At 64.9% G+C, this 22,873-nt stretch carries 21 protein-coding genes; 9 read left to right on the forward strand and 12 right to left on the reverse strand.

Annotated elements, in window-relative coordinates:
• The first annotated feature begins 5 nt into the window (after positions 1 to 5).
• Positions 6 to 440, forward strand: coding sequence for a universal stress protein (locus tag U5782_RS08310; protein ID WP_322043331.1), 435 nt, complete (start codon positions 6 to 8; stop codon positions 438 to 440).
• 145 nt (positions 441 to 585) lie between these two features.
• On the opposite strand, the gene aceA is transcribed toward U5782_RS08310, so the two are convergent.
• From aceA to U5782_RS08325, 3 genes are all read right to left on the reverse strand, one after another.
• On the reverse strand, positions 586 to 1,893 hold the full coding sequence (gene aceA, locus U5782_RS08315; protein ID WP_322043332.1) for an isocitrate lyase: 1,308 nt from the start codon (positions 1,891 to 1,893) through the stop codon (positions 586 to 588).
• A 467-nt stretch (positions 1,894 to 2,360) separates the two neighbouring features.
• Positions 2,361 to 4,103 (reverse strand): DEAD/DEAH box helicase, encoded by a 1,743-nt coding sequence (locus tag U5782_RS08320; RefSeq protein ID WP_322043333.1) that lies wholly within the window; start codon positions 4,101 to 4,103, stop codon positions 2,361 to 2,363.
• A gap of 448 nt (positions 4,104 to 4,551) precedes the next feature.
• Entirely contained in the window at positions 4,552 to 4,821 is a 270-nt protein-coding gene (locus U5782_RS08325; protein ID WP_322043334.1) for an acyl-CoA-binding protein, read from the reverse strand.
• A gap of 163 nt (positions 4,822 to 4,984) precedes the next feature.
• Between U5782_RS08325 and tsaB the strand changes: the two genes are divergently transcribed.
• Genes tsaB through U5782_RS08345 form a run of 4 tightly spaced genes read left to right on the forward strand, consistent with a single transcriptional unit; the run spans position 4,985 to position 8,328 of the window.
• Positions 4,985 to 5,806, forward strand: coding sequence for a tRNA (adenosine(37)-N6)-threonylcarbamoyltransferase complex dimerization subunit type 1 TsaB (tsaB, locus tag U5782_RS08330; RefSeq protein ID WP_322043335.1), 822 nt, complete (start codon positions 4,985 to 4,987; stop codon positions 5,804 to 5,806).
• Positions 5,803 to 6,297, forward strand: a complete 495-nt coding sequence (gene rimI / locus U5782_RS08335) for a ribosomal protein S18-alanine N-acetyltransferase (protein ID WP_322043336.1) — start codon at positions 5,803 to 5,805, stop codon at positions 6,295 to 6,297. The genes tsaB and rimI overlap by 4 nt, the downstream gene beginning before the upstream one ends.
• The gene (locus U5782_RS08340) at positions 6,284 to 7,273 is read left to right on the forward strand and encodes a uracil-DNA glycosylase (protein WP_322043337.1); all 990 of its coding nucleotides are present in this window, start codon (positions 6,284 to 6,286) and stop codon (positions 7,271 to 7,273) included. Before rimI ends, U5782_RS08340 begins: the two co-directional genes overlap by 14 nt.
• Positions 7,270 to 8,328, forward strand: a complete 1,059-nt coding sequence (locus tag U5782_RS08345) for a DUF1853 family protein (protein ID WP_322043338.1) — start codon at positions 7,270 to 7,272, stop codon at positions 8,326 to 8,328. Before U5782_RS08340 ends, U5782_RS08345 begins: the two co-directional genes overlap by 4 nt.
• A 10-nt stretch (positions 8,329 to 8,338) precedes the next feature.
• On the opposite strand, the gene thiD is transcribed toward U5782_RS08345, so the two are convergent.
• Both thiD and lplT read right to left on the reverse strand, forming a co-directional pair.
• The gene (gene thiD / locus U5782_RS08350) at positions 8,339 to 9,145 is read right to left on the reverse strand and encodes a bifunctional hydroxymethylpyrimidine kinase/phosphomethylpyrimidine kinase (RefSeq protein WP_322043339.1); all 807 of its coding nucleotides are present in this window, start codon (positions 9,143 to 9,145) and stop codon (positions 8,339 to 8,341) included.
• Between the two features lie 129 nt (positions 9,146 to 9,274).
• Complete coding sequence (gene lplT / locus U5782_RS08355) at positions 9,275 to 10,585, reverse strand: lysophospholipid transporter LplT (RefSeq protein WP_322043340.1); 1,311 nt, start codon at positions 10,583 to 10,585, stop codon at positions 9,275 to 9,277.
• A 219-nt stretch (positions 10,586 to 10,804) separates the two neighbouring features.
• Here lplT and alr point away from each other — a divergent pair, with 219 nt between their 5' ends.
• From alr to U5782_RS08370, 3 genes are all read left to right on the forward strand, one after another.
• Positions 10,805 to 11,875 carry an alanine racemase gene (alr, locus tag U5782_RS08360; RefSeq protein WP_322043341.1) on the forward strand — a complete coding sequence of 357 codons (1,071 nt, stop codon included), beginning with the start codon at positions 10,805 to 10,807 and terminating at the stop codon, positions 11,873 to 11,875.
• An 85-nt stretch (positions 11,876 to 11,960) separates the two neighbouring features.
• Positions 11,961 to 13,337 (forward strand): DNA repair protein RadA, encoded by a 1,377-nt coding sequence (radA, locus tag U5782_RS08365; protein WP_322043342.1) that lies wholly within the window; start codon positions 11,961 to 11,963, stop codon positions 13,335 to 13,337.
• A gap of 144 nt (positions 13,338 to 13,481) precedes the next feature.
• The gene (locus tag U5782_RS08370) at positions 13,482 to 13,745 is read left to right on the forward strand and encodes a DUF2866 domain-containing protein (RefSeq protein ID WP_322043343.1); all 264 of its coding nucleotides are present in this window, start codon (positions 13,482 to 13,484) and stop codon (positions 13,743 to 13,745) included.
• Positions 13,746 to 13,844: 99 nt separating this feature from the next.
• Here U5782_RS08370 and U5782_RS08375 read toward each other — a convergent pair whose 3' ends face one another.
• Both U5782_RS08375 and U5782_RS08380 read right to left on the reverse strand, forming a co-directional pair.
• Positions 13,845 to 15,053 carry a CaiB/BaiF CoA transferase family protein gene (locus U5782_RS08375; RefSeq protein WP_415914273.1) on the reverse strand — a complete coding sequence of 403 codons (1,209 nt, stop codon included), beginning with the start codon at positions 15,051 to 15,053 and terminating at the stop codon, positions 13,845 to 13,847.
• 49 nt (positions 15,054 to 15,102) lie between these two features.
• On the reverse strand, positions 15,103 to 17,064 hold the full coding sequence (locus U5782_RS08380) for an ATP-binding cassette domain-containing protein (protein ID WP_322043344.1): 1,962 nt from the start codon (positions 17,062 to 17,064) through the stop codon (positions 15,103 to 15,105).
• Positions 17,065 to 17,248: 184 nt separating this feature from the next.
• Between U5782_RS08380 and U5782_RS08385 the strand changes: the two genes are divergently transcribed.
• Positions 17,249 to 17,731, forward strand: a complete 483-nt coding sequence (locus tag U5782_RS08385) for a glutathione peroxidase (protein ID WP_322043345.1) — start codon at positions 17,249 to 17,251, stop codon at positions 17,729 to 17,731.
• Between the two features lie 28 nt (positions 17,732 to 17,759).
• Here the strand turns inward: U5782_RS08385 and cls are convergent, their stop codons facing one another.
• The 5 genes from cls to dapD all read right to left on the reverse strand — a co-directional run bounded on the left by cls (position 17,760) and on the right by dapD (position 22,846).
• A complete protein-coding gene (gene cls / locus U5782_RS08390) occupies positions 17,760 to 19,226 on the reverse strand; it encodes a cardiolipin synthase (RefSeq protein ID WP_322043346.1) in 1,467 nt (488 codons plus the stop codon).
• Positions 19,227 to 19,470: 244 nt separating this feature from the next.
• The gene (gene prmB, locus U5782_RS08395) at positions 19,471 to 20,367 is read right to left on the reverse strand and encodes a 50S ribosomal protein L3 N(5)-glutamine methyltransferase (RefSeq protein WP_322043347.1); all 897 of its coding nucleotides are present in this window, start codon (positions 20,365 to 20,367) and stop codon (positions 19,471 to 19,473) included.
• A gap of 32 nt (positions 20,368 to 20,399) precedes the next feature.
• Complete coding sequence (gene dapE / locus U5782_RS08400) at positions 20,400 to 21,539, reverse strand: succinyl-diaminopimelate desuccinylase (RefSeq protein ID WP_322043348.1); 1,140 nt, start codon at positions 21,537 to 21,539, stop codon at positions 20,400 to 20,402.
• 114 nt (positions 21,540 to 21,653) lie between these two features.
• On the reverse strand, positions 21,654 to 22,019 hold the full coding sequence (locus U5782_RS08405; protein ID WP_322043349.1) for an arsenate reductase: 366 nt from the start codon (positions 22,017 to 22,019) through the stop codon (positions 21,654 to 21,656).
• Entirely contained in the window at positions 22,019 to 22,846 is an 828-nt protein-coding gene (gene dapD, locus U5782_RS08410) for a 2,3,4,5-tetrahydropyridine-2,6-dicarboxylate N-succinyltransferase (RefSeq protein WP_322043350.1), read from the reverse strand. The genes U5782_RS08405 and dapD overlap by 1 nt, the downstream gene beginning before the upstream one ends.
• Between the last annotated feature and the right edge of the window lie 27 nt (positions 22,847 to 22,873).

The following is a 22,873-nucleotide window of genomic DNA, read 5'->3' on the forward strand; positions in this document are numbered from 1 at the left end:
GCGCCATGTTCAAGCACATCCTCGTTCCGACCGACGGCTCGGATCTGTCGCAAAAAGCCATCGACGGTGCGATCGACCTGGCGCGCACGGTGGGCGCGCGCCTGACCGCCTACGCGTGCCTGCCGCAATACCCGTACTCGCCTTACGCCGATGTCGTGATCGAATTGCCCGGCGATTTCCAGACGCGCAGTGAGCGAGAGGCGCGCGCGCATCTGGATGAGGTGGAGGAGGCCGCGCGCAGCGCGGGCGTGACCTGCGACAGCTGCGTCAGCGTGCATCCCTCGCCGTACCTCGGCATCATCGAAGCCGCTGAAAACTGCGGCTGCGACGTGATTTTCATGGCCTCGCACGGGCGCCGTGGGCTCGGCAGCCTGCTGATCGGCAGCGAGACGCAGCGCGTGCTGACCCACACGAAGATTCCGGTGATCGTCTATCGCTAGCATCCGGGCTACGCATGAACACGCTGTTGGCCGTGGCGCGGGGTTCTGATCGTGACGTCAGCGACAGCCGGCGCGTCCCGCCAAGGACTCGCACGCCGGCCGCCGCTGACGCCCTACCAGAACGGCGCCAGAGCAGGGAGGCTTGTTAGGCCACCTTCTGGTCGAAAAACTGTTCGTCTTCGGTCGAGCCGTGCAGGGCGGTCGTCGATGCGTTGCGCTCGACCGTTTGCGTCACGGCGTCGAAGTAGCCCGTGCCCACTTCGCGCTGATGCTTCACGGCGGTGAAGCCCTTTTCGGCGGCGGCGAATTCGGCCTGCTGCAGTTCCACAAAGGCGCTCATGTTCTGGCGTGCATAGCCGTGCGCGAGGTTGAACATCGAGTAGTTCAGCGAGTGGAAGCCCGCCAGCGTGATGAACTGGAACTTGTAGCCCATCGCGCCCAGTTCGCGCTGGAATTTCGCGATGGTCGCGTCGTCCAGGTTCTTCTTCCAGTTGAACGACGGCGAGCAGTTATACGAGAGCAGCTTGTCCGGGAACTCCTTGTGGATGGCATCGGCGAACTGTTTCGCGAACTCCAGATCCGGCTTGCCCGTTTCGCACCAGATCATGTCGGCGTACGGTGCGTAAGCAAGACCGCGCGAGATCGATTGATCGAGGCCGTTCCTCGTGCGGAAAAAGCCTTCGACGGTGCGCTCGCCGGTCAGGAACGGCTTGTCGTTGTCGTCGATGTCGGATGTGACGAGGTCGGCGGCTTCCGCGTCGGTACGGGCGAGCAGCACGGTGGGCACGCCGCAGACGTCGGCGGCGAGGCGCGCGGCCGTCAGCTTGGCGATGTTTTCGCGCGTCGGCACGAGTACCTTGCCGCCCATGTGGCCGCACTTCTTCACCGAGGCGAGTTGGTCTTCGAAGTGCACGCCTGCTGCGCCCGCTTCGATCATGGCCTTCATCAGTTCGAAGGCGTTGAGCACGCCGCCGAAGCCTGCTTCCGCGTCGGCCACGATCGGCTGGAAGTAGTCGACGTAGCCTTCGTCGCCGGGATTCTTGCCTTCGGACCACTGGATCTGATCGGCGCGCGTGAGCGTGTTGTTGATGCGCTTGACGACTTGCGGCACCGAATTGGCCGGGTAGAGCGATTGGTCCGGATACATTTCGCCCGCGAGGTTGGCGTCGCCAGCGACTTGCCAGCCCGACAGATAGATCGCCTTGAGGCCGGCCTTGACCTGCTGCATGGCCTGGTTGCCGGTGAGGGCGCCGAGCGCATTGATGAACGGCTCGTTATTCACGCCTTGCCAGAGCTTCTCGGCACCGTTCTTTGCGAGCGTGTGCTCGGGCTGGATCGAGCCGCGCAGACGCACCACGTCCTCAGCCGTGTAATTGCGCTTGATGCCCTTCCAGCGCGGGTCCGTTTCCCATTGCTGTTGAAGTTGCTCTGCTTGCTGTTGACGAGTCGACATGGTGTGCTCCTTCGTTGACCTGGTAATCAGGGCGAATAACCGGAAAAGGAACTGCTGATCGGTACGGCTGAGCTGACGAACTTCGCGAAGCTGACGCAGGGACTGCGCTTTCTGTGACCTGGACGGCGTTTCGGATCGCGAACTCTTATATAAGAGTCTAGGCAAATCGATCGCTGCGCAACAGAGCGGCAATGAGGAATTTTATGGATTTTTAAGTCCATAAAATCATAGTGTTAGGTGGCCGCTTTCGCAATAAGAAAAGTAATTTCCCATCTTGCAACGGCCTTGGTTGTGCCCCGCAACATGCCATTTTATGGGGCAAAAAAATTTTTCATATCGTGAAATTCGGCGTGAAGACAAAAAAAGACCGGTGCCTGAGCACCGGTCTTTCTATCTGCCGATCGTGACTGGCGTGCGACAGGCGCAGACCTCGCTGCACCTGTGCCGCTCAGGCACGTAACAGTGGCTTAGTTGTCGCGACGTGCGCCACGCGGGCCGTCGTTGCGACGTGCGCCGCTGTTGTAACCGTCGCGCGAGCGGCCGCCGAAGCCTTCGCCGCGCGGTTGGCCGTAGCCACCACGGTTGTTGCCGCCGCCTTCGCCGCGCGACGCGCCGTAGCCGCCTTCACGCTGCTGGCCGTAGCCACCGCGCGAACCTTCCGAACGGTTGCCCCAGTTGTTGCCGGTGCGCTCGCCGCCGTTGTTACGGTCGCCGAAGCTGCGTTCGCCGTTGTTGCGGTCGCCGAAGCTGCGCTCGCCGCCGTTGCCGCCACGGTTGCCATAGCCACCCGGCTTGCCGTTGCCGCCGCCGTTACCGAAGCGACGACCACCGCCGTTGCCGCCGCCCGGACGGCCACGGCCGCCAAAGCCACGGTTCGACGGGGCTGCCTTACGCGGCTCGAAACCTTCGACGACGTTGACCGGCAGCGTGCCGCGCACGAAACGCTCGATGCGCTTGAGCGCGCCTTGCTCGGCGTGGTGCACGAGGCTCACAGCCGTGCCCGAACGGCCTGCACGGCCCGTACGGCCGATACGGTGGACGTAGTCTTCCGCGAACTTCGGCAGGTCGTAGTTGAACACGTGCGTGATGCCCGGGATGTCGATACCGCGAGCAGCGACGTCCGTTGCCACCAGCACGCGCACGCGACGCTCGCGCAGCGCACGGATCGTGCGGTTACGCGCGCCTTGCGGCAGGTCGCCGTGCAGGGCGGCGGTTTCGAAGCCCGCGTCGGCGAGCTTGCCGGCCAGCTGGTCGGCGTCCATCTTGGTGGCCGTGAACACGACTGCCTGGTCGAGCTTTTCGTCGCGCAGCAGGTGGTCGAGCAGACGATCCTTGTGATCGCGGTCGTCCACGTAGTGCACGGTCTGGGCGATGTTCGAAGCGGCTTCGACCTTGCGCACGATCTCGATACGCTCCGGATCCTTCAGCAGGCGGCCGGTGACAGCGGCGATCTTGCCGTCGAGCGTGGCCGAGAACAGCATCGTCTGACGCGTTTCCGGGGTAGCGGCGACGATCGTGTCGATGTCGTCGATGAAGCCCATGTCGAGCATGCGGTCGGCTTCGTCGAGCACGAGCATCTTCAGCTCGGACAGGTCGATACGGCCGCGTTCGAGGTGATCGAGCAGACGGCCCGGGGTCGCCACGAGAATCTCGGGGTTCTTCGCAAGCAGCATCAGCTGCTGGCCGTAGGCCACACCGCCGAGAATGCTGACGGTGCGCAGACGGCGCAGGTGCTTGCCGTAGTTCGCTGCGGCCGTGGTCACCTGCATGGCGAGCTCACGCGTCGGCGTGAGGACGAGCAGGCCCGGACGGGCGACCGGTTGTTGCGGACGGCGCGAGCGGTTATCGCCTTGCGGGCGCGGCTCACGCGGTTGTGCGGCTTGTGCCTTCTGCATCTGCGCGAAGCGCTCGATGGCCGGCAGCATGAAGGCTGCGGTCTTGCCCGAACCGGTCGGGCTGGAGACCAGCAGGTCGCGGCCCGCGATACCGGCAGGAATGGCGCGTTCCTGAACGGGAGTCGGAGCCTTGTAGCCCGCCGCGATCAGCGCGGAGACGATCTCCGGCGACAGACCGAGCGATTCGAACGTCGGACCTGCGGGGACATCGGCGGCTTGCGCGGGCGCTTCTTGCGAAGCAGCGGCAGCAGCGTCGAGACCGAGGGCGTCGTTAGCGATCGCGTCGAGGGGGCTTTGGGTATTGCTCGAAGTCATGAAAATCCTTGGTACACAGGAAATAGAACGTCGGCGCCAATCGGCATACCCAAGTCGTCGGATTTTGCGAACAAATCGAAAAACGGGGGCAATCCGCACCACAGGGAGGGCGGATTTTTTTCGTTAGAAGCTGTTTTGGGTGCGACTCTAGCCGGGATTGGCCAGTCGCCAGCCTGATTCTTGACGGCCCGAAAAGGGGGCCAGGGCAGGGGGGGACAGGTTCTAAACTGGATTGGAGCTTAACGCTACGTGGCGTATTGCTGATCGCACAGGCGACCGGAGCGCAACGCAGCAAGCATTGTATCTCGTTTTGTTGCGCCGCGCCAGTGCGACGACCGCCTCACGCCCTGCGACAGCCTGACGCAAGGGGCGGGAACGGGCAGGGTGAGCCCGGACGGATCTGACACTAGCGAGCGTCGGGCCTGTCCGGACAGCGCGAGCGGCTTGCTCAGCTTGCGGCGCCGCTCTTGAGCGATTCGACGAGCTCCACGTATTGCGCCTTCGCCTTCTCCTCGGCGGTGCCTTGCAGGGCGGCCCAGGCGTCGTACTTGTATTTGCCCACGATGTCGGTGAAGCCGGGCTTGTCGCCGTGCACGTCGCCTTCGGTGGCTTGCTTGAACAGGGCGTACAGGCGCAGCAGCGTCAGGTTGCCCGGACGCTCCGTCAGTTGCTGGACGTCTTCCTGGGCCTGGGCGAATTGCGTGTTTACGTCGCTCATTGTTTTTTCCTCCTCTTAATGATCGAAATAGCCTGACGATAGTAGCAGCGTCATCCGGCATAGGGCTGGAACGATTCCTCCACTCTAGTAAGGCGTGCGCCGTCGGCGCACAAGCCACGCCCAGGCGGCGACTGCGCGGGAACGGCGCATTACAATAGCGGTCATGACTGAAACCGTGCTGCTTGCCCTCGATACCTCGACCGAATATTGCTCGGTCGCGCTGCTTCGCGCCGCCACGCCCGCTGGCGACGCTACCGCTTCCGCCCATTGTGCTGACCCGACCCAGACGCCGCCCGAACCGCGCGTTTGGGTGCGCCACGAGGCGACCGGCGCCGTCTCCAGTACGCGCCTCTTGCCTGCCATCGGCGAACTGCTCGCCGAAGCGGGGCTCACGCTCGCGGACTGCGACGCGATTGCGTTCGGTTCCGGCCCCGGTTCCTTCACCGGGCTGCGAACGGCAACCGGCGTGGCGCAAGGGCTCGCGTTCGGGCTCGACATTCCCGTGGTGCCCGTCAGCACGCTGCTCGTTTGCGCCGAGAGCGCGCGACTGCGCGATCCGTCGACCACCCGCGTGCTCGCCGCGCTCGATGCGCGTATGGATGAGGCGTACTGGGCGGACTACGCATGGGACGAGACCACGGGAGACTGGCGCACGCTCCAGGCGGGCTCGCTCGACGCGCCCGAAGCCATCGTCGCGCCCGACAGCGCATTCACGCTCGCCGGTAACGCGGCGGCGGCGTTCGGTGCGCGACTGAGCGCGTCGCTGGCGGCGCGCACCCTCGACGCCGAGGCGCTGCCGCATGCCGTGCCGCTCGCCCATGTGGCGTTGCGCGCGTTCCGCGCAGGGCGCACCCTGCCTGCCGATCAGGCCGCGCCCGAATACGTGCGCAACAAGGTCGCGCAGACCACGGCCGAGCGCATGGCCGCCAAGGCTGAAAAAGCCGAAAAGGACGCGCGCGACGGCGCCCCCGAGGGGGGACGATGAGCGGCGTGTTGATGACCGACCGCTATCTGTCGCAGATGACCGAGAGCGACCTCGACGAGGTCGTCGTCATCGAGAAGTCCGCCTATGAATTTCCGTGGTCGCGCGGCAACTTCGAAGACTCGCTGCGCAACGGTTACTACGGCATCTGCATGCGCCACGTCACGGGTACGTTGATCGGCTATAGCGTGCTGATGCCGGTCGTCGACGAGATGCATTTGCTGAACCTGTGTGTGGCGCCGCCGGCGCAGGGCGCGGGTGCGGGTCTCGCGATGCTGCGCGAAGGCGTGCGCATCGCGCGCGTACAGGGCCTCGAAGGGCTGCTGCTCGAAGTGCGGCCCTCGAATCATCGGGCGATCCGGCTCTACGAGCAGTTCGGCTTTGTCACCATTGGGCGCCGAAAGAACTACTATCCGGCCCGCCATCACAGCCGCGAAGACGCGCTCGTGATGCGTTTTTCTTTTGCACTGGAGGGCGCGGATGCCACTCGATGAGAACGCGCTGGAAGAGTTGGGCCTCGCGCCGCGCTGGGTGCGCAAGGGGCTGACGACTGTGGCGCCTGAAGCCGTCGCGACGGTGAGCGTAGCGACCGAAGCTCAGGCTGAGGCCGAAGTGCGTCCCGACGTGCGTCCTGTTGCGCGCGAAGTGGCTGCGACCACCCCGGTCGTGGAGCGCGTGACGCCGCCGGCGCGCGCCGAAGAAACCTTCGCCGCTCAGGACGCGCCGCAAGCCCAACCTGAGCGCACTGCCGTGAAACCGGCGAGGCCTGCCCAGCCCGCGCAGATGGCTTCGGAAGAACCGCCGCCGTTCACCGAAGACGATTTCGCGTGGTTCGACGCCGTGGCGGAGCCGGTGTTGCCCCACGACATCGAACCGGTACGCGCGCCGCGCGACGACGTCGCCACGCTCGACTGGGATGCGCTCGCGGAACGCGTCGCGTCCTGCACGCGTTGCCGCTTGTGCGAAAAGCGCACCAACACCGTGTTCGGCGTGGGTGACCGTGCGGCGGATTGGATGCTGATCGGCGAAGCGCCGGGCGAGAACGAGGACCGTCAAGGCGAGCCCTTCGTCGGTCAGGCGGGCAAGCTGCTCGACAACATGTTGCGGTCGCTCACGCTCGCGCGTGGCGAAAACGTTTATATCGCGAATGTGATCAAGTGCCGTCCGCCCGGCAACCGCAATCCGGAGCCGGACGAAGTCGCGCGCTGCGAGCCGTATCTACAGCGCCAGGTGGCGCTCGTGAAGCCGAAGATCATCGTCGCGATGGGCCGCTTCGCCGCGCAGAGCCTGCTCAAGACCGAGAGCAGCATCGCCTCGCTGCGCGGGCGTGTGCATGAATACGAAGGCGTGCCGGTGATCGTCACGTATCACCCGGCGTATCTGCTGCGCAGCCTGCAGGACAAATCGAAGGCCTGGAGCGATCTGTGCCTCGCGCGCGACACGTGGCGCGCCGCGGGCGGCGGCCAATGAGCGACTTGCGGCCCGCGCTTGCCGTTGACGACGGGCCGCCTTCAGCAGGTTGGGTTGAGCGTCTCAACGATACGGCCGTTCGCGACCTCGCGTGGTTGCTGACCAGTGCCGACCTGCTGCGTGCCCAGCCCGGCATGCCGCTCGCCCAGTTGTGGTCGAGTGAAGACGCAGCGGATCGAGCCTTTGAGTGGCTCGCGCAACTCGATCGGGAGCCTTCCCGTCTGCATGCCGCACTCGACAGCGCACGCGTTACGCGTCTTGGCCGCTATGCGGAAACCTTGCTTGGCTGGTATCTGGAGCACGGCCCATTGGCACGCCTCGTTGCGGCCACCGTCGCGCTGCGCGGTGAAGGGCGCACGATCGGAGAGTGTGATTTCCTGCTCGAAACGCACGCCGGTCTGCGCCTGCATTGGGAACTCGCCGTGAAGTGCTTTTTGCACGCCGGCGCGCCGGGTGAGACGATGTCCCGCCTGGCCGATTACGTCGGGCCTAATCTGCGCGATCGCCTCGATCTGAAGTTCGCGCATTTGCGCGACCATCAACTGCGCTTGAGCGAACGGGCGGAGTTCGCTTCGCTCGGCTTCGCCGGGCCGTGGCTCGCGCAGATGTTCATCAAAGGCTGGCTGTTCTACCGCGCGGGCGAGCAGATGGCCGAAGCGCCGGAGCTCGCAGAGGGGCACGGCCGTGGCTGGTGGGTGACACACGCAGACTGGCGCGCATTCGCTGAGCGCACCGGCGCGGATGGCTGGAGTGTTTTACCGAGGCTGGCCTGGCTGGCGCCCCGGCGTCTTGAATCCGGGCGTGAGTTCGCAACTAACAGCCAATTCAGCGTGCCACATGAGAACGACAACTACGCTGCCGCAAGAGCGGCGCGCACGGACGTTCATGCGCCGACTGACCCTGCGTCGCTTTTCGAGAGCCTCGAGCGTCCGCACGACCCCACGATGGTTGTCGCCTTCATCGCCGATGGGGCGGGCGGCTACGTCGAACACTCACGCGGTTTCATCGTCCCCGACGACTGGCCGGCGCGTGCGCAGGCTTACGCGCGAGCGTAGCGCGCAGGGCTTACCACCAGCGCCAGAAGTGATGCACCGGGCCAACGCCGTGGCCCACGTCAAGCCGATCGCTCGCTTCGAGCGCGCCCGTCAGATACGTCTTCGCCTGAGCGACCGCATCCGCGAGCGTCGGCTGCTGCGGCCAGAGCGCGGCAATTGCCGAGGACAGCGTGCAACCCGTACCGTGCGTATTCGTTACCGGCACGCGCGGGCCACCCAGACGCAGCGTGCCCGTAGTCTCGATGAGCCAGTCGGGACTATCCGTGCTACCCAGATGGCCGCCTTTCATCAACACGGCCTGTGCGCCGAGTGCGCGCAGCGCTTCGCCTTGCTCGACCATCGCGGCTTCGTCCGTGGCCGCAGCGACGCCGAGCAACGCGGCCGCTTCCGGCAGATTCGGCGTCACGATGCCCGCGAGCGGCAGCAATTCCTCACGCAGCGCAGCAACGGCTTCAGGCGCGAGCAGCGCGTGATTGCTCTTCGAAATCATCACGGTGTCGAGCACGACACGCGCCGGCTTGTGGCGGCGCAGCGCATCGGCGACGGCGCGCACGATCGCCGCATTGGCAAGCATGCCGATCTTGACGGCGTCGATGCGGATATCGTCGAACACGGCGTCGAGTTGCGCGGTCACGAAGCCCGGATCCGGCGCGTGAATCGCGGTGACGCCGCGCGTGTTCTGCGCGGTGAGCGCGGTGATGACGCTGGCGCCATATGCGCCGAGTGCGGAAAACGCCTTGAGATCGGCCTGGATGCCGGCGCCGCCGCCGGAATCGGAACCGGCGATGGTGAGGACGTTGGAAATCGGAGAGGTCATGTCAGCGTCGCGAACGCGCCGCGCGCGGGGCTTCGATGTCGAGGCCGCGTATGCGCTGGCGCAGGAGAGAAGTCGAGGGTCAACGAAAACGCTCGAAGGAAAGCGGCGTGAAGCGTGACGCCGCCTCGATCAATGGCGGTGATTTTCGCCGATCAGCGCCACGGAGTCGAACGCGCGCTGATTGGCCTGATGACGGCGCATCACGAGCCACATCATCAGGCAGACGAAGGTGCCGAACAGCACGATCACGAAGGTGACCGGCACGTCGAGCCAGACGAGCACCGCGTAGAGGCACAGCATCACGAGCACCGAGAGGTTCTCGTTGAAATTCTGCACGGCGATCGAGTGACCGGCGGACAGCAGCACGTGACCGCGATGCTGGAGCAGGGCATTCATTGGCACGACGAAGAAACCGGAGAGTGCGCCCACCACCATCAGGAACAGATAGGCGCAGAGCAGATAACCCGGCACGCGCATGTGGCCGATATGCAAGCCCCAATGCGGCGGAAACAGGTTGCGCGTGTAGAAGGCCATCAGCATCACGGCAATACCCATCATGATGCCCACGGGCAGCACGGACAGCGACTTCTTGAGCGGGATGCGAGCGGCGGCGATCATCGCGCCTGCTGCAACGCCCACGGCCACGACGGCCTGGAGCACCGCGCCTTCGGACAGCGACATGCCGAGCGAGACTTCCGCCCACTTGAGCACGATGAATTGCAACGTTGCGCCCGCGCCCCAGAACAGCGTCGTGACCGCGAGCGAGATCTGGCCGAGCTTGTCGTGCCAGAGCGTGTTGAAACAATCGGCGAAGTCGGTGATGAGGCGGATCGGCCCATGTTCCTGGCGCGGGTAGCGTGCGCCGGTATCGGGAATCCGCAAATTGAAGAGGGCGGCGATAACGTAGATGCCCATGATCACGAGCATCGCGGCTTCGGCGGGGGTATTGATCGACGCGGGCGTATGGCGGATCACGTGCGCCGCGATGTGCGGGCTGATCAGCGCGCCGCCGAGCACGGTGCCGAGAATGATCGAGCCGACTGTCGTGCCTTCGATCCAGCCATTGGCGGCGACGAGGCGCTCAGGCGGCAGCAGTTCGGTGAGAATGCCGTACTTGGCGGGTGAATAGGCGGCCGCGCCAAAGCCCACCACGCCATAGGCCAATAGCGGATGCGTGCCGGCCAGCATCATGGCGCAGCCCACGACCTTGATGGTATTGGTGATGAACATGACGCGCCCCTTGGGACGCGAATCGGCGAAGGCGCCGACGAAGGCGGCAAGAACGACGTAGGACAGGACGAAGAACAGCTTGAGCAGCGGCGTCATCCAGTTCGGAGCGTGGAGGTCTTTCAGCAGTGCTATCGCAGCGATGAGGAGCGCATTGTCGGCCAACGACGAAAAAAACTGCGCGGCCATGATGGTGTAAAAGCCTTTTTTCATCTGATGCGATGCTGTCCTCGCTGCGGTCCGTCCGCCCCGGACGGGTGGAGGCATCCGGGCTTATTACGTTCGAAATGGGTTGTGCGCAGGGCTTTATATCATGAAAATAGCTGTATTCGGACTAGCACATTCCTTGACCGCCCATCAGGCGGGCCTGCCGGGCGCTGAAAACACCCTGTAAGCTCCTGATTAGAAAGCGTCTTTGCGAAAACATATCCCATGCCGCGCCCCCTCTCAGCCACGATCCATACCACCGCTCTCGCTAACAATCTCTCCGTCGTCCGGAAATACGCGCCGAAGTCGAAAATCTGGGCCGTGGTCAAGGCCAATGCCTACGGGCACGGGCTCGCGCGTGCGTTTCCGGGTCTGCGCGCAACCGACGGTTTCGGCCTGCTGGATCTCGAAGAAGCGGTGAAACTGCGCGAACTGGGCTGGGCGGGCCCGATCCTGTTGCTGGAGGGCTTTTTCCGGCCCACGGATATCGACGTGATCGACCGTTATAGCCTCACGACGGTGGTGCATTGCGACGAACAGATGCGCATGCTCGAAATGGCGCGTCTCTCCAAACCGGTCAATGTCCATCTCAAGATGAATAGCGGTATGAACCGGCTTGGATACACGCCGGAGAAGTATCGCGCCGCCTGGGAGCGCGCGCGCGCCTGTCCCGGCATCGGCCAGATCACGCTGATGACGCACTTCTCGGACGCCGACGCGCCGCGCGGCATTGGCGAACAGATGGCGGCTTTCGAGCGTGGCGCGCAGGGTATCGCGGGCGCGCGCAGCCTCGCGAATTCGGCGGCAACGCTCTGGCATCCGTCTTCGCATTTCGACTGGGTGCGTCCCGGCATCATTCTGTATGGTGCTTCGCCTTCGGGCGTGGCGTCGGCGCTCGACGGCGTCGGTCTGCAACCGGCCATGACGCTCGCTTCCGAGATCATCGGCACGCAGACGGTCGCCGAAGGCCAGTCGGTCGGCTACGGTTCGACCTTCACGGCGCGCAAGGCGATGCGTATCGGCGTGGTGGCCTGCGGTTACGCGGACGGCTATCCGCGCGTCGCGCCCGAAGGCACGCCGGTCATCGTCGAGGGTGTGCGCACGCGCATCGTGGGCCGCGTGTCGATGGACATGATCACGGTCGACCTCACGCCGGTGCAGAACGCGGGTGTCGGCGCGCGCGTCGAGCTCTGGGGCGCGAATCTGCCGATCGACGAAGTGGCGGCATCGTGCGGCACGATCGGCTACGAGCTGATGTGCGCGGTCGCGCCGCGCGTGCCAGTGCGCGCGGAATAAGTGTCGCATTCGGGCCGTGAGGCCCGAACGAATCCGAACAAACCTTAATCAAGACAGGCGCGGCAACACGCGGCACGGCAAAAGCATGGCGAAGGCGAAGACGCTCTATATCTGTACGGAATGTGGCGGGCAGGCTCACAAGTGGCAAGGACAATGTCCCGCGTGCCAGGCGTGGAACACGTTGGTGGAGAGCGTCGCGGAGCCGGCTGGCAATCACCGCTTCCAGGCGCTCGCCAAGAGCGCGCCGGTGCGTCGCCTCTCCGATATCGAAGCGTCGGACGTGCCGCGTTTCACCTCCGGCGTCGGCGAGTTCGACCGGGTGCTGGGCGGCGGCCTCGTTGCGGGCGGCGTGGTGCTGATCGGCGGCGATCCCGGTATCGGCAAATCGACCTTGCTGCTGCAATCGCTCGCGGAAATCGCCGCGGATCGTCGCGCACTCTATGTGAGCGGCGAAGAGTCCGCCGCGCAGATTGCGTTGCGTGCGCAACGTCTCGGGCTGCTCGAGCAGGGCTCGAAGATGAACGATCTGCAACTGCTCGCCGAAATCCAGCTGGAAAAAATTCAGGCAACCATCGAGGCCGAAAAGCCCGACGTCGCCGTGATCGACTCGATCCAGACGATTTATTCGGAAGCGCTGACCTCCGCACCCGGCTCGGTCGCGCAGGTGCGCGAGTGCGCGGCGCAACTCACGCGTATCGCCAAGCAGTCGGGCACGTCGATCATCATGGTCGGCCACGTGACGAAAGAGGGCAATCTCGCGGGCCCGCGCGTGCTGGAGCACATCGTCGACACGGTGCTGTACTTCGAGGGCGACACGCATTCTTCGTTCCGGCTCGTGCGCGCATTCAAGAACCGCTTCGGCGCGGTGAATGAACTGGGTGTGTTCGCGATGACCGAGAAAGGCTTACGGGGTGTGGCGAATCCTTCCGCACTCTTTCTGTCGCAACACGAGCAGAGCGTGCCGGGTTCGTGCGTGATGGTCACGCAGGAAGGCTCGCGGCCGCTGCTGGTGGAGGTTCAGGCGCTCGTGGATACGGCGCAGGTGCCCAATCCGCGCCGCCTCGCGGTGGGTCTCGAACAGAACCGTCTGGCGTTGCTGCTGGCGGTGCTGCACCGTCACGCGGGCATCGGCTGCTTCGATCAGGACGTCTTTCTCAACGCCGTGGGCGGCGTGAAGATTACCGAGCCTGCCGCCGACCTCGCCGTGCTGCTGTCGATCCATTCGTCGATGCGTAACAAGGCGTTGCCCAAGGGTCTGATCGTTTTTGGCGAAGTGGGGCTTGCGGGCGAGATCCGACCCTCGCCGCGCGGCCAGGATCGTCTGAAGGAAGCGGCCAAGCTGGGTTTCACGTGCGCGCTGATTCCCCGCGCCAACGCGCCGAAACAGCCGATCGAAGGTTTGAACGTGATTGCCGTCGAGCGTATCGAAGAGGCGATCGACCGGGTGCGCGAGTTCGATTGAACGCCATTGAGCGCCGGCTGAACGCGCGCTCTGGCGCGTAATGATTAGTAACAACACCGCTGCGCGCTGTAACCAGAAAGTTTTGCGATTTCCCTATCCTTGGCCGCATGAGCAACCCCGCATCCAGCGGAAAGGATAGCGATCTTGAAACAGACAGAAACGTCCACGAGCGCCAATTCGATCGTCGTGCGCGGCTGCCGGGTCTCCGAGCCGGTCATGCAGCCTTGGGGGAGCAGCTGTCGCATCGTCGAATGGATCGATAGCGACGGCCGCATCTCGCGTCAGGTGGTGGCCAGCAATGTGACGGCTGCACAGGTGCGCAGCACCATCGCCCATCACGTCGAAGGCCGCAAGCACGTACTCTATGACGACGAGCGCGCACCGCGCCAGACCCTGCCGCGCCGCTAGGCGCGCGGCTTCGATTACTCCAGCAAGCAACCAAACCAACGGAACAATGGGCGCCTGATGCGCCCATTGTCGTTTTCGTCTCTTTCTTCGCCTGGGAGCTTAGCCCCACGGTCCATAGTTGAACGGCTTCTTGCCCGGCTGACCGGCGCTCGGGTGCGCGCTGGTCGGCGAGACGGCGGGGACTGCCGACGGATTGACCGCTGGCATTCCCATTGGCAGTCCGGCTGCCTGGCGCGCCGCGGCCTCGCGTTGCGCATCGACCTCGTCGAGCATCGCCTGCAGCACTTCGGCATTGAAAAGCGGATGGTTCGCAGCCTCGCCGGGTTTGAGCACGGGCGTCACGCAACAATCGATGATCTCGAGTCGGTCGATCCACGTTTGCAGGGTTTCGGTGGCGATCAGCGCGGCCAGCTCGCGTGTGAGCGAGGCCGCGTCCGAGCCGCCGATCGCCTGACCGAGACTCCAGTGGCGCTGCGCCCAGTCCTCGCGGCCCAGCGCCGTGCAGAGCGCCTGCCAGAACTTGAGTTCGAGCGCGCCGACAGCGAGCCAACGCTCGTCCTGGGTCCGATAGACGTTGTAGCAAGGCACGCCGCCGTTTAGCAGACCGCCGCCCGGCTGGAGTGCCGCCGCGTCGTCGTTGGCGAGCGCCACCTGAGCCACCACGTTGTTGGCGTAGGATTCGTGCGCCATCGAGATGTCGACGAAGCGGCCTTCGCCGCCGCGTGCCACCTGCCAGAGTGCAGCGAGGATCTGCGTGACGGCCGACAACGCACCGCCGAGCAGATCGGCGATCTGGAAATTCGGCAGCACGGGCGCGCCGTCGCGCGTCGCGATCTGGTCGAGCACGCCGGAATAGGCGACGTAGTTGAGGTCGTGGCCGGCGCGGTCCGAAAAGAGACCCTCCGAGCCGTAGCCCGTAATCGCGCAGTAGACGAGCTTGGGGTTGGCCGCGCGCAGCGTCTCGTAGCCCACGCCGAGCCGGTCCATCACGCCGGGGCGGAAGCTCTCGACCAGCACATCGGCGTCGCGCGCGAGCGCCAGCAGTACGGAGCGCCCGCCCTCGGACTTCAGGTCGAGCCGCGTCTCGCGCTTGCCGCGATTGACGAGCCGGTAGAACGCGCCGGGTCGTCCTGCGATTTCGTCGGCGGCGCTCTGCATCATGGTGCGCGCCGCGTCGCCCGTGCCGGGCGGCTCGATCTTGAGCACGTCCGCGCCCATTTCGGCCAGACGCAGCGTGGCCACGGGCCCCGGCAGGAGCCGGGTCAGATCGAGAACGCGTAGGCCCTGCAATGCAGCGGGTGTCGACACTCGGGTGGCTCCTGACGATGGCGCTAACTGGCGTGGACGGTGGGTGAATTTAACCGATCTGTTCGAGTTCCTCGTGGGCTTCGAGCCAGTCGGCTTCGAGCGCTTCGAGGCGCGCCTGGACTTCGGCCTGACGGCGAATCGACTCGGTCAGCCGGGTTTTTTGGGCGGCTTCATAGCTGGCCGGATCGGCAACGAACGCATCCAGCGTGGCTTTCTCCGCGTTGAGCGCATCCATTTCTTTCTCGATTTTGCCGATCTTCGCCTGCAAGGGCCGCTTCAGATGGCCGAGGCGCTGGCGTGTTTCCGCTTCCTGACGGCGCTGTTCCTTGCGGTTCACGCCGCCATCGTCCGCGCCGGCGCCATTGGCCGTATCGGCCGCATTCGCCGTGCCGCTCGCTGCGGCCTTGAGCGCCGCGCGTTGTTCGGCTGCGTGCTGGAGCAGCCAGTCGCGGTAGTCGTCCAGATCGCCGTCGAAGGGTTGCAGACGGTGTTTGGCGACCAGCATGAACTGGTCCGTGGTGGCGCGCAGCAGATGGCGGTCGTGCGAAACGACGATCAGCGTGCCTTCGAACTGCGCGAGCGCCATCGTGAGGGCGTGGCGCGTTTCGAGGTCGAGGTGGTTGGTCGGTTCGTCGAGCAGCAGCAGGTTGGGCTTTTGCCAGATGATCAGTGCGAGCGCGAGGCGGGCCTTTTCGCCGCCCGAAAAGGGCGCGATCGACGACGTGGCCATTTCGCCGGGGAAGTTGAAGCCGCCGAGGAAGTCGCGCAATTCCTGCTCGCGAGTGTCCGGTGCGAGGCGTGAAAGATGCTGGAGCGGCGTATCGTCGGGGCGCAGCGTTTCGAGCTGGTGCTGCGCGAAATAGCCGATCTGGAGACCCTTGCCCGTGCGCAACTCGCCCGACAGCGGCTCGAGCGTAGCCGCAAGCGTCTTGATGAGTGTGGACTTGCCTTGGCCGTTCGCGCCCAGCAGGCCGATGCGCTGGCCGTTCTGGATGGAGAGCGCCACGCCTTCGACAATGGGCGTCTCGCTGCCGTCGTCGGCGCGATAGCCGCAGCGCACCCGGTCCATCACGAGCATCGGATTGGGGGCTGAATCTGGCGTGCGGAATTCGAACGTGAACGGCGAGGTGGCGTGCGCGGGCGCGATCAGCTCCATACGCTCCAGCGCCTTGACCCGGCTTTGCGCCTGGCGCGCCTTGGTGGCCTGGGCCTTGAAGCGGTCGATGAACTTTTGCAGGTGCGCGACGGTTTTCTGCTGCTTTTCGAACGCGCTTTGCTGGAGCGCGAGTTGCTGCGCGCGCAGGATCTCGAACTGCGAGTAGTTGCCGCCGTAACGTTTGACCTGCTGGTTTTCCAGATGCAGGGTGACGTTGCAGACCGAGTCCAGGAATTCGCGGTCGTGGGAGATCACGACGAGCGTGCCGGGATAGCGGTGCAGCCAGTCTTCGAGCCAGACGATGGCGTCCAGATCCAGGTGGTTCGTGGGTTCGTCGAGCAGCAGCAGGTCGGAGCGGCACATCAGCGCCTGGGCGAGGTTCAGGCGCATGCGCCAGCCGCCCGAGAAGCTCGCGACCGGCTGGCGGGTCTGCTCCATCGTGAAACCGAGGCCGAGCAGGAGCGCTTCGGCGCGCGCGGGCGCCGTGTAGCCGTCCGCGTCCGCGAAGGCGGCGTGAGCTTCGGCTTCCGCTGCGCCATCGTGCGCTGCAGACGCCGTGGCGATGCGTTCCTCGATCTCGCGCAGCGCGGCGTCGCCGTCCAGGGTGTAGTCGAGTGCGTTTTTTTCGACGGCCGGTGTTTCCTGGGCGACGTGGGCGATTTCCCACGAGGGCGGCATCGAGAAGTCGCCGGCGTCCGCGTGCAGTTCGTCGCGCAGCACGGCGAACAGCGTGGATTTGCCCGCGCCGTTTGCACCGACGAGGCCGGCCTTCTCGCCCGGATTCAGGGTGAACGAGATCTGGTCGAAGAGCGGCTTGGTGCCGCGGGCAAGGCTGAATTGATTGAAGCGGATCACGGAGGCGCCAGCACAGACAAAACGTAAAGCGCTATTTTAGACTGGCTCGAGGCCTGGCCGACATCGGCCGTACGGCTAATGTGTTGTCGCGTTCGATGGATCGCCTTTGCCGCTGGCCATTCGGCCAGGGTGCGGGCCGCCCCGGTTCTCACGTAGACTGGCGCTTTCCTTGGGGAGGAGCCAGATGAGCACGGTTTATTCGTTCACCGCGCAACCGCTTGGCGGCGGCGCGCCGGTGAGTCTCGAACAGTACGCGGGCAAGGTCCTGCTGATCGTCAATACCGCGAGCGAATGCGGCTTCACGCCGCAGTATGCGGGTTTGCAGAAGCTCCACGAACAGTTTGCCGCGCGGGGTCTCGCGGTGCTCGGTTTTCCGTGCAACCAGTTCGGCAAGCAGGAGCCGGGCGACGCCACGCAGATCGGCGCGTTCTGCGAGAAGAACTTCGGCGTGACTTTTCCGATGTTCGAGAAAATCGACGTGAACGGGGCGAATGCGCATCCGCTCTACAACTGGCTCACGGGCGAGGCGCCGGGCCTGCTCGGGCTGGAGCGCATCAAGTGGAATTTCACCAAGTTCCTCGTCGACCGCAGCGGCAATGTCGTGAAGCGCTATGCGCCGCTCACGAAGCCCGACGCCATCGCCGCCGATATCGCGAAACTGCTGTAACGCCCGCCGCCCGCGCGAGCGCGCTGTCTTAGAGTATCGGCGCGAACAGGCGCGCGACGTGCATCGCGATCTTGCGCCACGCGGGCGCGTCGCGATATTCGCTGCGATCGATTTCGAAGCTCGATTCGAAGTCGCGCAGCAACATCGCTTCGACTTCCGAGGCGAAGCCTCGATGCACCGTCAGCACCATGATTTCGAAGTTCAGGCGGAACGAGCGGTTGTCCAGATTCGCGCTGCCAATGGCGGCCGCCGTATCGTCGATGAGCACGACCTTCTGGTGCAGGAAGCCCGGCTTGTAGCGGAAGATGCGGATGTCCGCGCGCACGGCGTCGTAGGCGTAGAGCGTCGAGGCTTCGAACACCACGAAGTGGTCGCGGCGGCTTGGAATCAGGATGCGCACGTCCACACCGCGCAGCGCCGCCAGGCGCAATGCGGCGAATACCGCCGAATCGGGCACGAGATAGGGCGTGGTGATCCAGATGCGCTTGTTGGCGGCGTTGATCGCTTCCACGAAAAAGAGCGAGCAGGTCTCCTGACGATCGGCGGGGCCGGTGGGCATCACAAGGCAGGCCATGTCGTCGCCGTCGCGTGGTTTTAGCGCCGGTGGCTCGCTGCCCGGCAGTTCCTGCGTGACCCAGTACCAGTCTTCCGTGAAGGCGAACTGGATATTCGCGACCACCGGCCCGCGCACTTCGATGTGCGTGTCGCGCCACGGCGAAAGCGGGGGCTTGGCGCCCAGGTATTCCACACCCACGTTGTGTCCGCCCACAAAGGCGCGCTCGCCGTCCACCACGACAATCTTGCGGTGGTTGCGGAAGTTGAGCTGGAAGCGGTTGACGATGCGTCGTTTCGTGGAGAACGGATGCACTTCCACGCCGCCCGCGCGCAGCGCGTTCACGTAGCTCGCGGGCAGGTCGAAGCTGCCGATGCTGTCGTAGAGGAAATGCACGCGCACGCCGCGCGCGGTACAGGCGAGCAGCAGGTCCTTGAGCATGTCGCCCAGCGCGTCGGCGCGCACGATGAAGAACTGCACGATCACGTAGTGGCGTGCCTGCTCGATGGCGTCGAAGATCGCGGAAAACGTAGCCTCGCCGTTCACGAGCGTGCGTACCGCGTTGCCGGGCACGAGCGGCATCCCGCCCAGATGCGAGAGCGTGCGGATCACGCGTGGGTTCAGCGCATCGGCCGGGCGGCCCGCTTCGGTGCTCAGTTGCTCGTCCGACTCACTGCCGGCTGGCCCCAGATCCGGTGCACGCGCGCGCGAACGCAGCGTTTCATTGCGCAAGCGCCGCGCGTCCGCGTAGCCCGCGAACTTGCTGCGGCCAAGGAACAGATAGGGAATGAGCGTGAGGTAGGGCATCGTCGCGAGCGAGACAGCCCACGCGATCGCGCCTTGCGAGGTGCGGGTGACGAGGATGGCGTGACACGCTGCGATCAGTCCGAGTAGGTGGACGATAGCGAGCAGGGTGCCGAGGGTTGACCAGTCGAATCGCATAAAGACGCGGGACGCTCCTGAAGCCGGGCAGCCGGTCCACGTATGTGGACCCTGGCGCTGACCCAGTGAGCCGCAAGACGTCCACGCCGTGTGAGCCGGGAAATGCCCATCTTACCGAACCTGCGCAATAGGGGCTCAACCGGTACGCCACCCGGTGCGGCTGCGTCGATCGCGTGCAGCGACAGTGCGTGCGATCGACGGTTGGCGGACCGATGGGTTAGACCGCCAACACCGCTGACGCCGCTTAAACCGGCAGGTCGCAGGCCTGGATCAGGAACACCTGGTCGTCGCCGGCGCTCGTCGAAAGCCACACGAGGTCGAGTCCGCCGAAGGCAGCTTCCACGTTCTCACGCTCGTTGCCGATTTCGACCACGAGCACGCCGTCGTCGGTGATCCAGTTGCGCGCTTCCTTGATGATGCGGCGCACGATGTCCATGCCGTCCGCGCCGCCTGCGAGCGCCATTTCGGGCTCGTGGCGATATTCCGGCGGCAGCGCCTGCATCGAATCGGCGTTCACGTAGGGCGGATTCGTGATGATGACGTCGTAGCGGCGCTCGGGCAGCGGTGCGTACAGATCGCCTTCGAACAGCGAGATGCGTTCGTCGAGATCGTGCTCGTGGACATTGCGCTTCGCCACTTCGAGCGCGGGCGCGGACAGATCGACGGCGTCGATATCGGCGTTCGGGAAGGCGTGCGCCGCGAGGATCGCGAGGCTCGCCGAACCGGTGCAGAGTTCGAGCACGGCAGTGACTTGTTCGGGATCTTCGACGTAGGGCTGCAGGCCGTCTGCGAGCAGCTCGCCGATGAACGAACGCGGCACGATCACGCGCTCGTCCACGTAGAAGCGCAGGCCGTGCATCCACGCTTCCTGCGTGATGTAGGCGGCGGGCACGCGCTCGGTCGCGCGGCGCTCGATCACGGCGAGCACCTTGTCGATTTCCTCGGGCGCGAGGCGCGCGTCGAGAAACGGATCGAGCAGGTCCAGCGGCAGATGCAGCGAGTGCAGGATCAGATACGCGGCTTCGTCGTAGGCATTGGACGAACCGTGGCCGAACGCGAGTTGCGCGGCCGAGAAACGCGACACGCCGTAGCGCAGCAGATCGCGCACGGTGTTGAACGTCGTGGAAAGCGGATGGGTCATGTTATGGACTCCTGCCTGGGCGCGTGGGGCGTTCAGGCGATCAGTTGTTCGAGCACGCGGCGGTACACGTTCTTGAGCGGGTCGATGAACTTCACTTCGATATGCTCATCGATCTTGTGGATGCTGCCGTTGGGCGGGCCGAACTCGACGACCTGCGCGCACATGCGCGCGATGAAACGGCCGTCCGAGGTGCCGCCCGTCGTGGAGAGTTCGGTCGTGACGCCGGTTTCGTCGAGAATGGCTTTCTCGAGCGCATTCGAGAGCGCGCCGCGCGGCGTGAGGAAGGGCAGGCCGCTCACGCTCCAGTGCAGATCGTATTCGAGACCATGCTTGTCGAGGATCGCGTGCACGCGTTGTTGCAAGCCTTCCACCGTGCTCGCGGTCGAGAAGCGGAAGTTGAACTGCACTTCGGCGTGGCCCGGAATCACGTTGCTCGCGCCCGTGCCACTGTGCATGTTCGAGACCTGCCAGGTGGTGGGCGGGAAGTATTCGTTGCCGTCGTCCCATTTTTCGGCGACGAGTTCGGCCAGCGCCGGCGCGAGCAGATGTACCGGGTTCTTCGCCAGATGCGGATAGGCGATATGGCCTTGCACGCCCTTGACGATGAGCTTGCCCGACATCGAGCCGCGGCGGCCGTTCTTCACGCAATCGCCAAGCGTAGCCGACGAGGTGGGCTCGCCGACGATGCAGTAATCCATCTTCTCGCCGCGCGCCTGGAGCGCCTCGACCACCTTGACGGTGCCGTCGGTGGCGGGGCCTTCCTCGTCGCTGGTGATCAGGAAGGCGATCGTGCCGCGGTGCTGCGGCTGCGCGGCGACGAACTCTTCGCTGGCCACGACGAAAGCGGCGAGCGAAGTCTTCATGTCGGCGGCGCCACGGCCAAACAGCACGCCGTCGCGATGCGCGGGCTCGAACGGCGGCGAGCTCCATTGTTCGAGCGGGCCGGTCGGCACGACGTCGGTGTGGCCCGCGAAGGCGAGCAGCGGGCCTTCGGTGCCTGCCGTGCCGCGCTTGACGGCCCACAGGTTGGTCACGCCGTTGGATTCGATCGTTTCGCACGCGAAGCCGAGCGCGTTGAGGCGTTCGGTCATGATGCGCTGGCAGTGCTGGTCGTCGGGCGTCACGGACGCGCGCGCGATCAGGGCTTCGGTAAGGGCGAGGGTGGCGGACATGGATGGACCGGTTGCAAATGAAAATGCCGGCACCGCTGACGAATCAGGGGCCGGCAACAGCTTGTGACGGCGTAGTCCGATGTGCATTGAGCGCTCATCGGACTCACGCAAACTTCAGGCAAAAATTGCTTCGAGCTGCTCGGCGGAAAAGCCGAGCGTCTTCACGCGGCCGTTCACGACGATCACCGGGCGCTTGATGATCGACGGCTTGTGGCTCATCAAGGCGATCGCGCCGGCGGTCGTGTCGGCTTCGGCCTTGTGCACCTCGGACAGGCCGCGCCAGGTCGTGCCGCGCTTGTTGATCAGCTGATCCAGCGACACATCCTTGAGCCAGTCCTGAACCAGCGCACTCGACACGCCTGCCTTCTTGAAGTCATAGAACTCGAACTCGACGCCGTGCTCTTCCAGCCACACGCGGGCCTTCTTCACGGAGTCGCAGTTCGGAATGCCGTAGACGACGGTCTTCGCGGCCTTCGCCATCAGTCGCCTCGCAGCAACTCGTTCAGGCCGACCTTGGCGCGCGTCTTGGCGTCCACCTTCTTGACGATCACGGCGCAGTAGAGGCTGTGCGAGCCGTCCTTCGAGGGCAGGTTGCCCGCGACCACGACGGAGCCTGCCGGAATGCGGCCGTACGAGATTTCGCCGGTTTCGCGGTCATAGATCTTGGTCGACTGGCCGAGGTACACGCCCATCGAGATGACCGAGTTTTCCTCGACGATCACGCCTTCCACGACTTCCGAGCGCGCGCCGATGAAGCAGTTGTCTTCGATGATGACCGGGTTGGCTTGCAGCGGCTCGAGCACGCCGCCGATGCCGACGCCGCCCGAAAGGTGCACGTTCTTGCCGATCTGCGCGCACGAACCGACCGTCGCCCACGTATCGACCATCGTGCCTTCGTCCACATAGGCGCCGATGTTGGTGTACGACGGCATCAGCACGACGTTCTTGCCGATGAACGAGCCGCGGCGCGCGATGGCCGGCGGCACGACGCGGAAGCCGCCTGCTGCGAAGTCTTCAGCCGTGTAGTTGGCGAACTTCGAGGGCACCTTGTCGAAGAATTGCGTGAAGCCGCCGGCGGCCATCGGTGCGTTGTCTTCCAGGCGGAACGACAGCAGCACGGCCTTCTTCACCCACTGGTTGACGACCCAGTCGCCGTCCTTCTTCTCGGCGCAGCGCAGCGTGCCTTTGTCCAGTTCGGCGATGACGTGGGCGACGGCTTCACGCACGTCGTTCGGCGCGGACTTGGGCGAGAAGTCGGCGCGGTTGTCCCAGGCGGTGTCGATGATCTGCTGAAGTTGTTGCGACATGGTGGTGATTTCGTGAGAGTTCGGTGA

This window comes from Paraburkholderia sp. J67, assembly GCF_905220265.1.
Classification (GTDB): Bacteria; Pseudomonadota; Gammaproteobacteria; order Burkholderiales; family Burkholderiaceae; genus Paraburkholderia.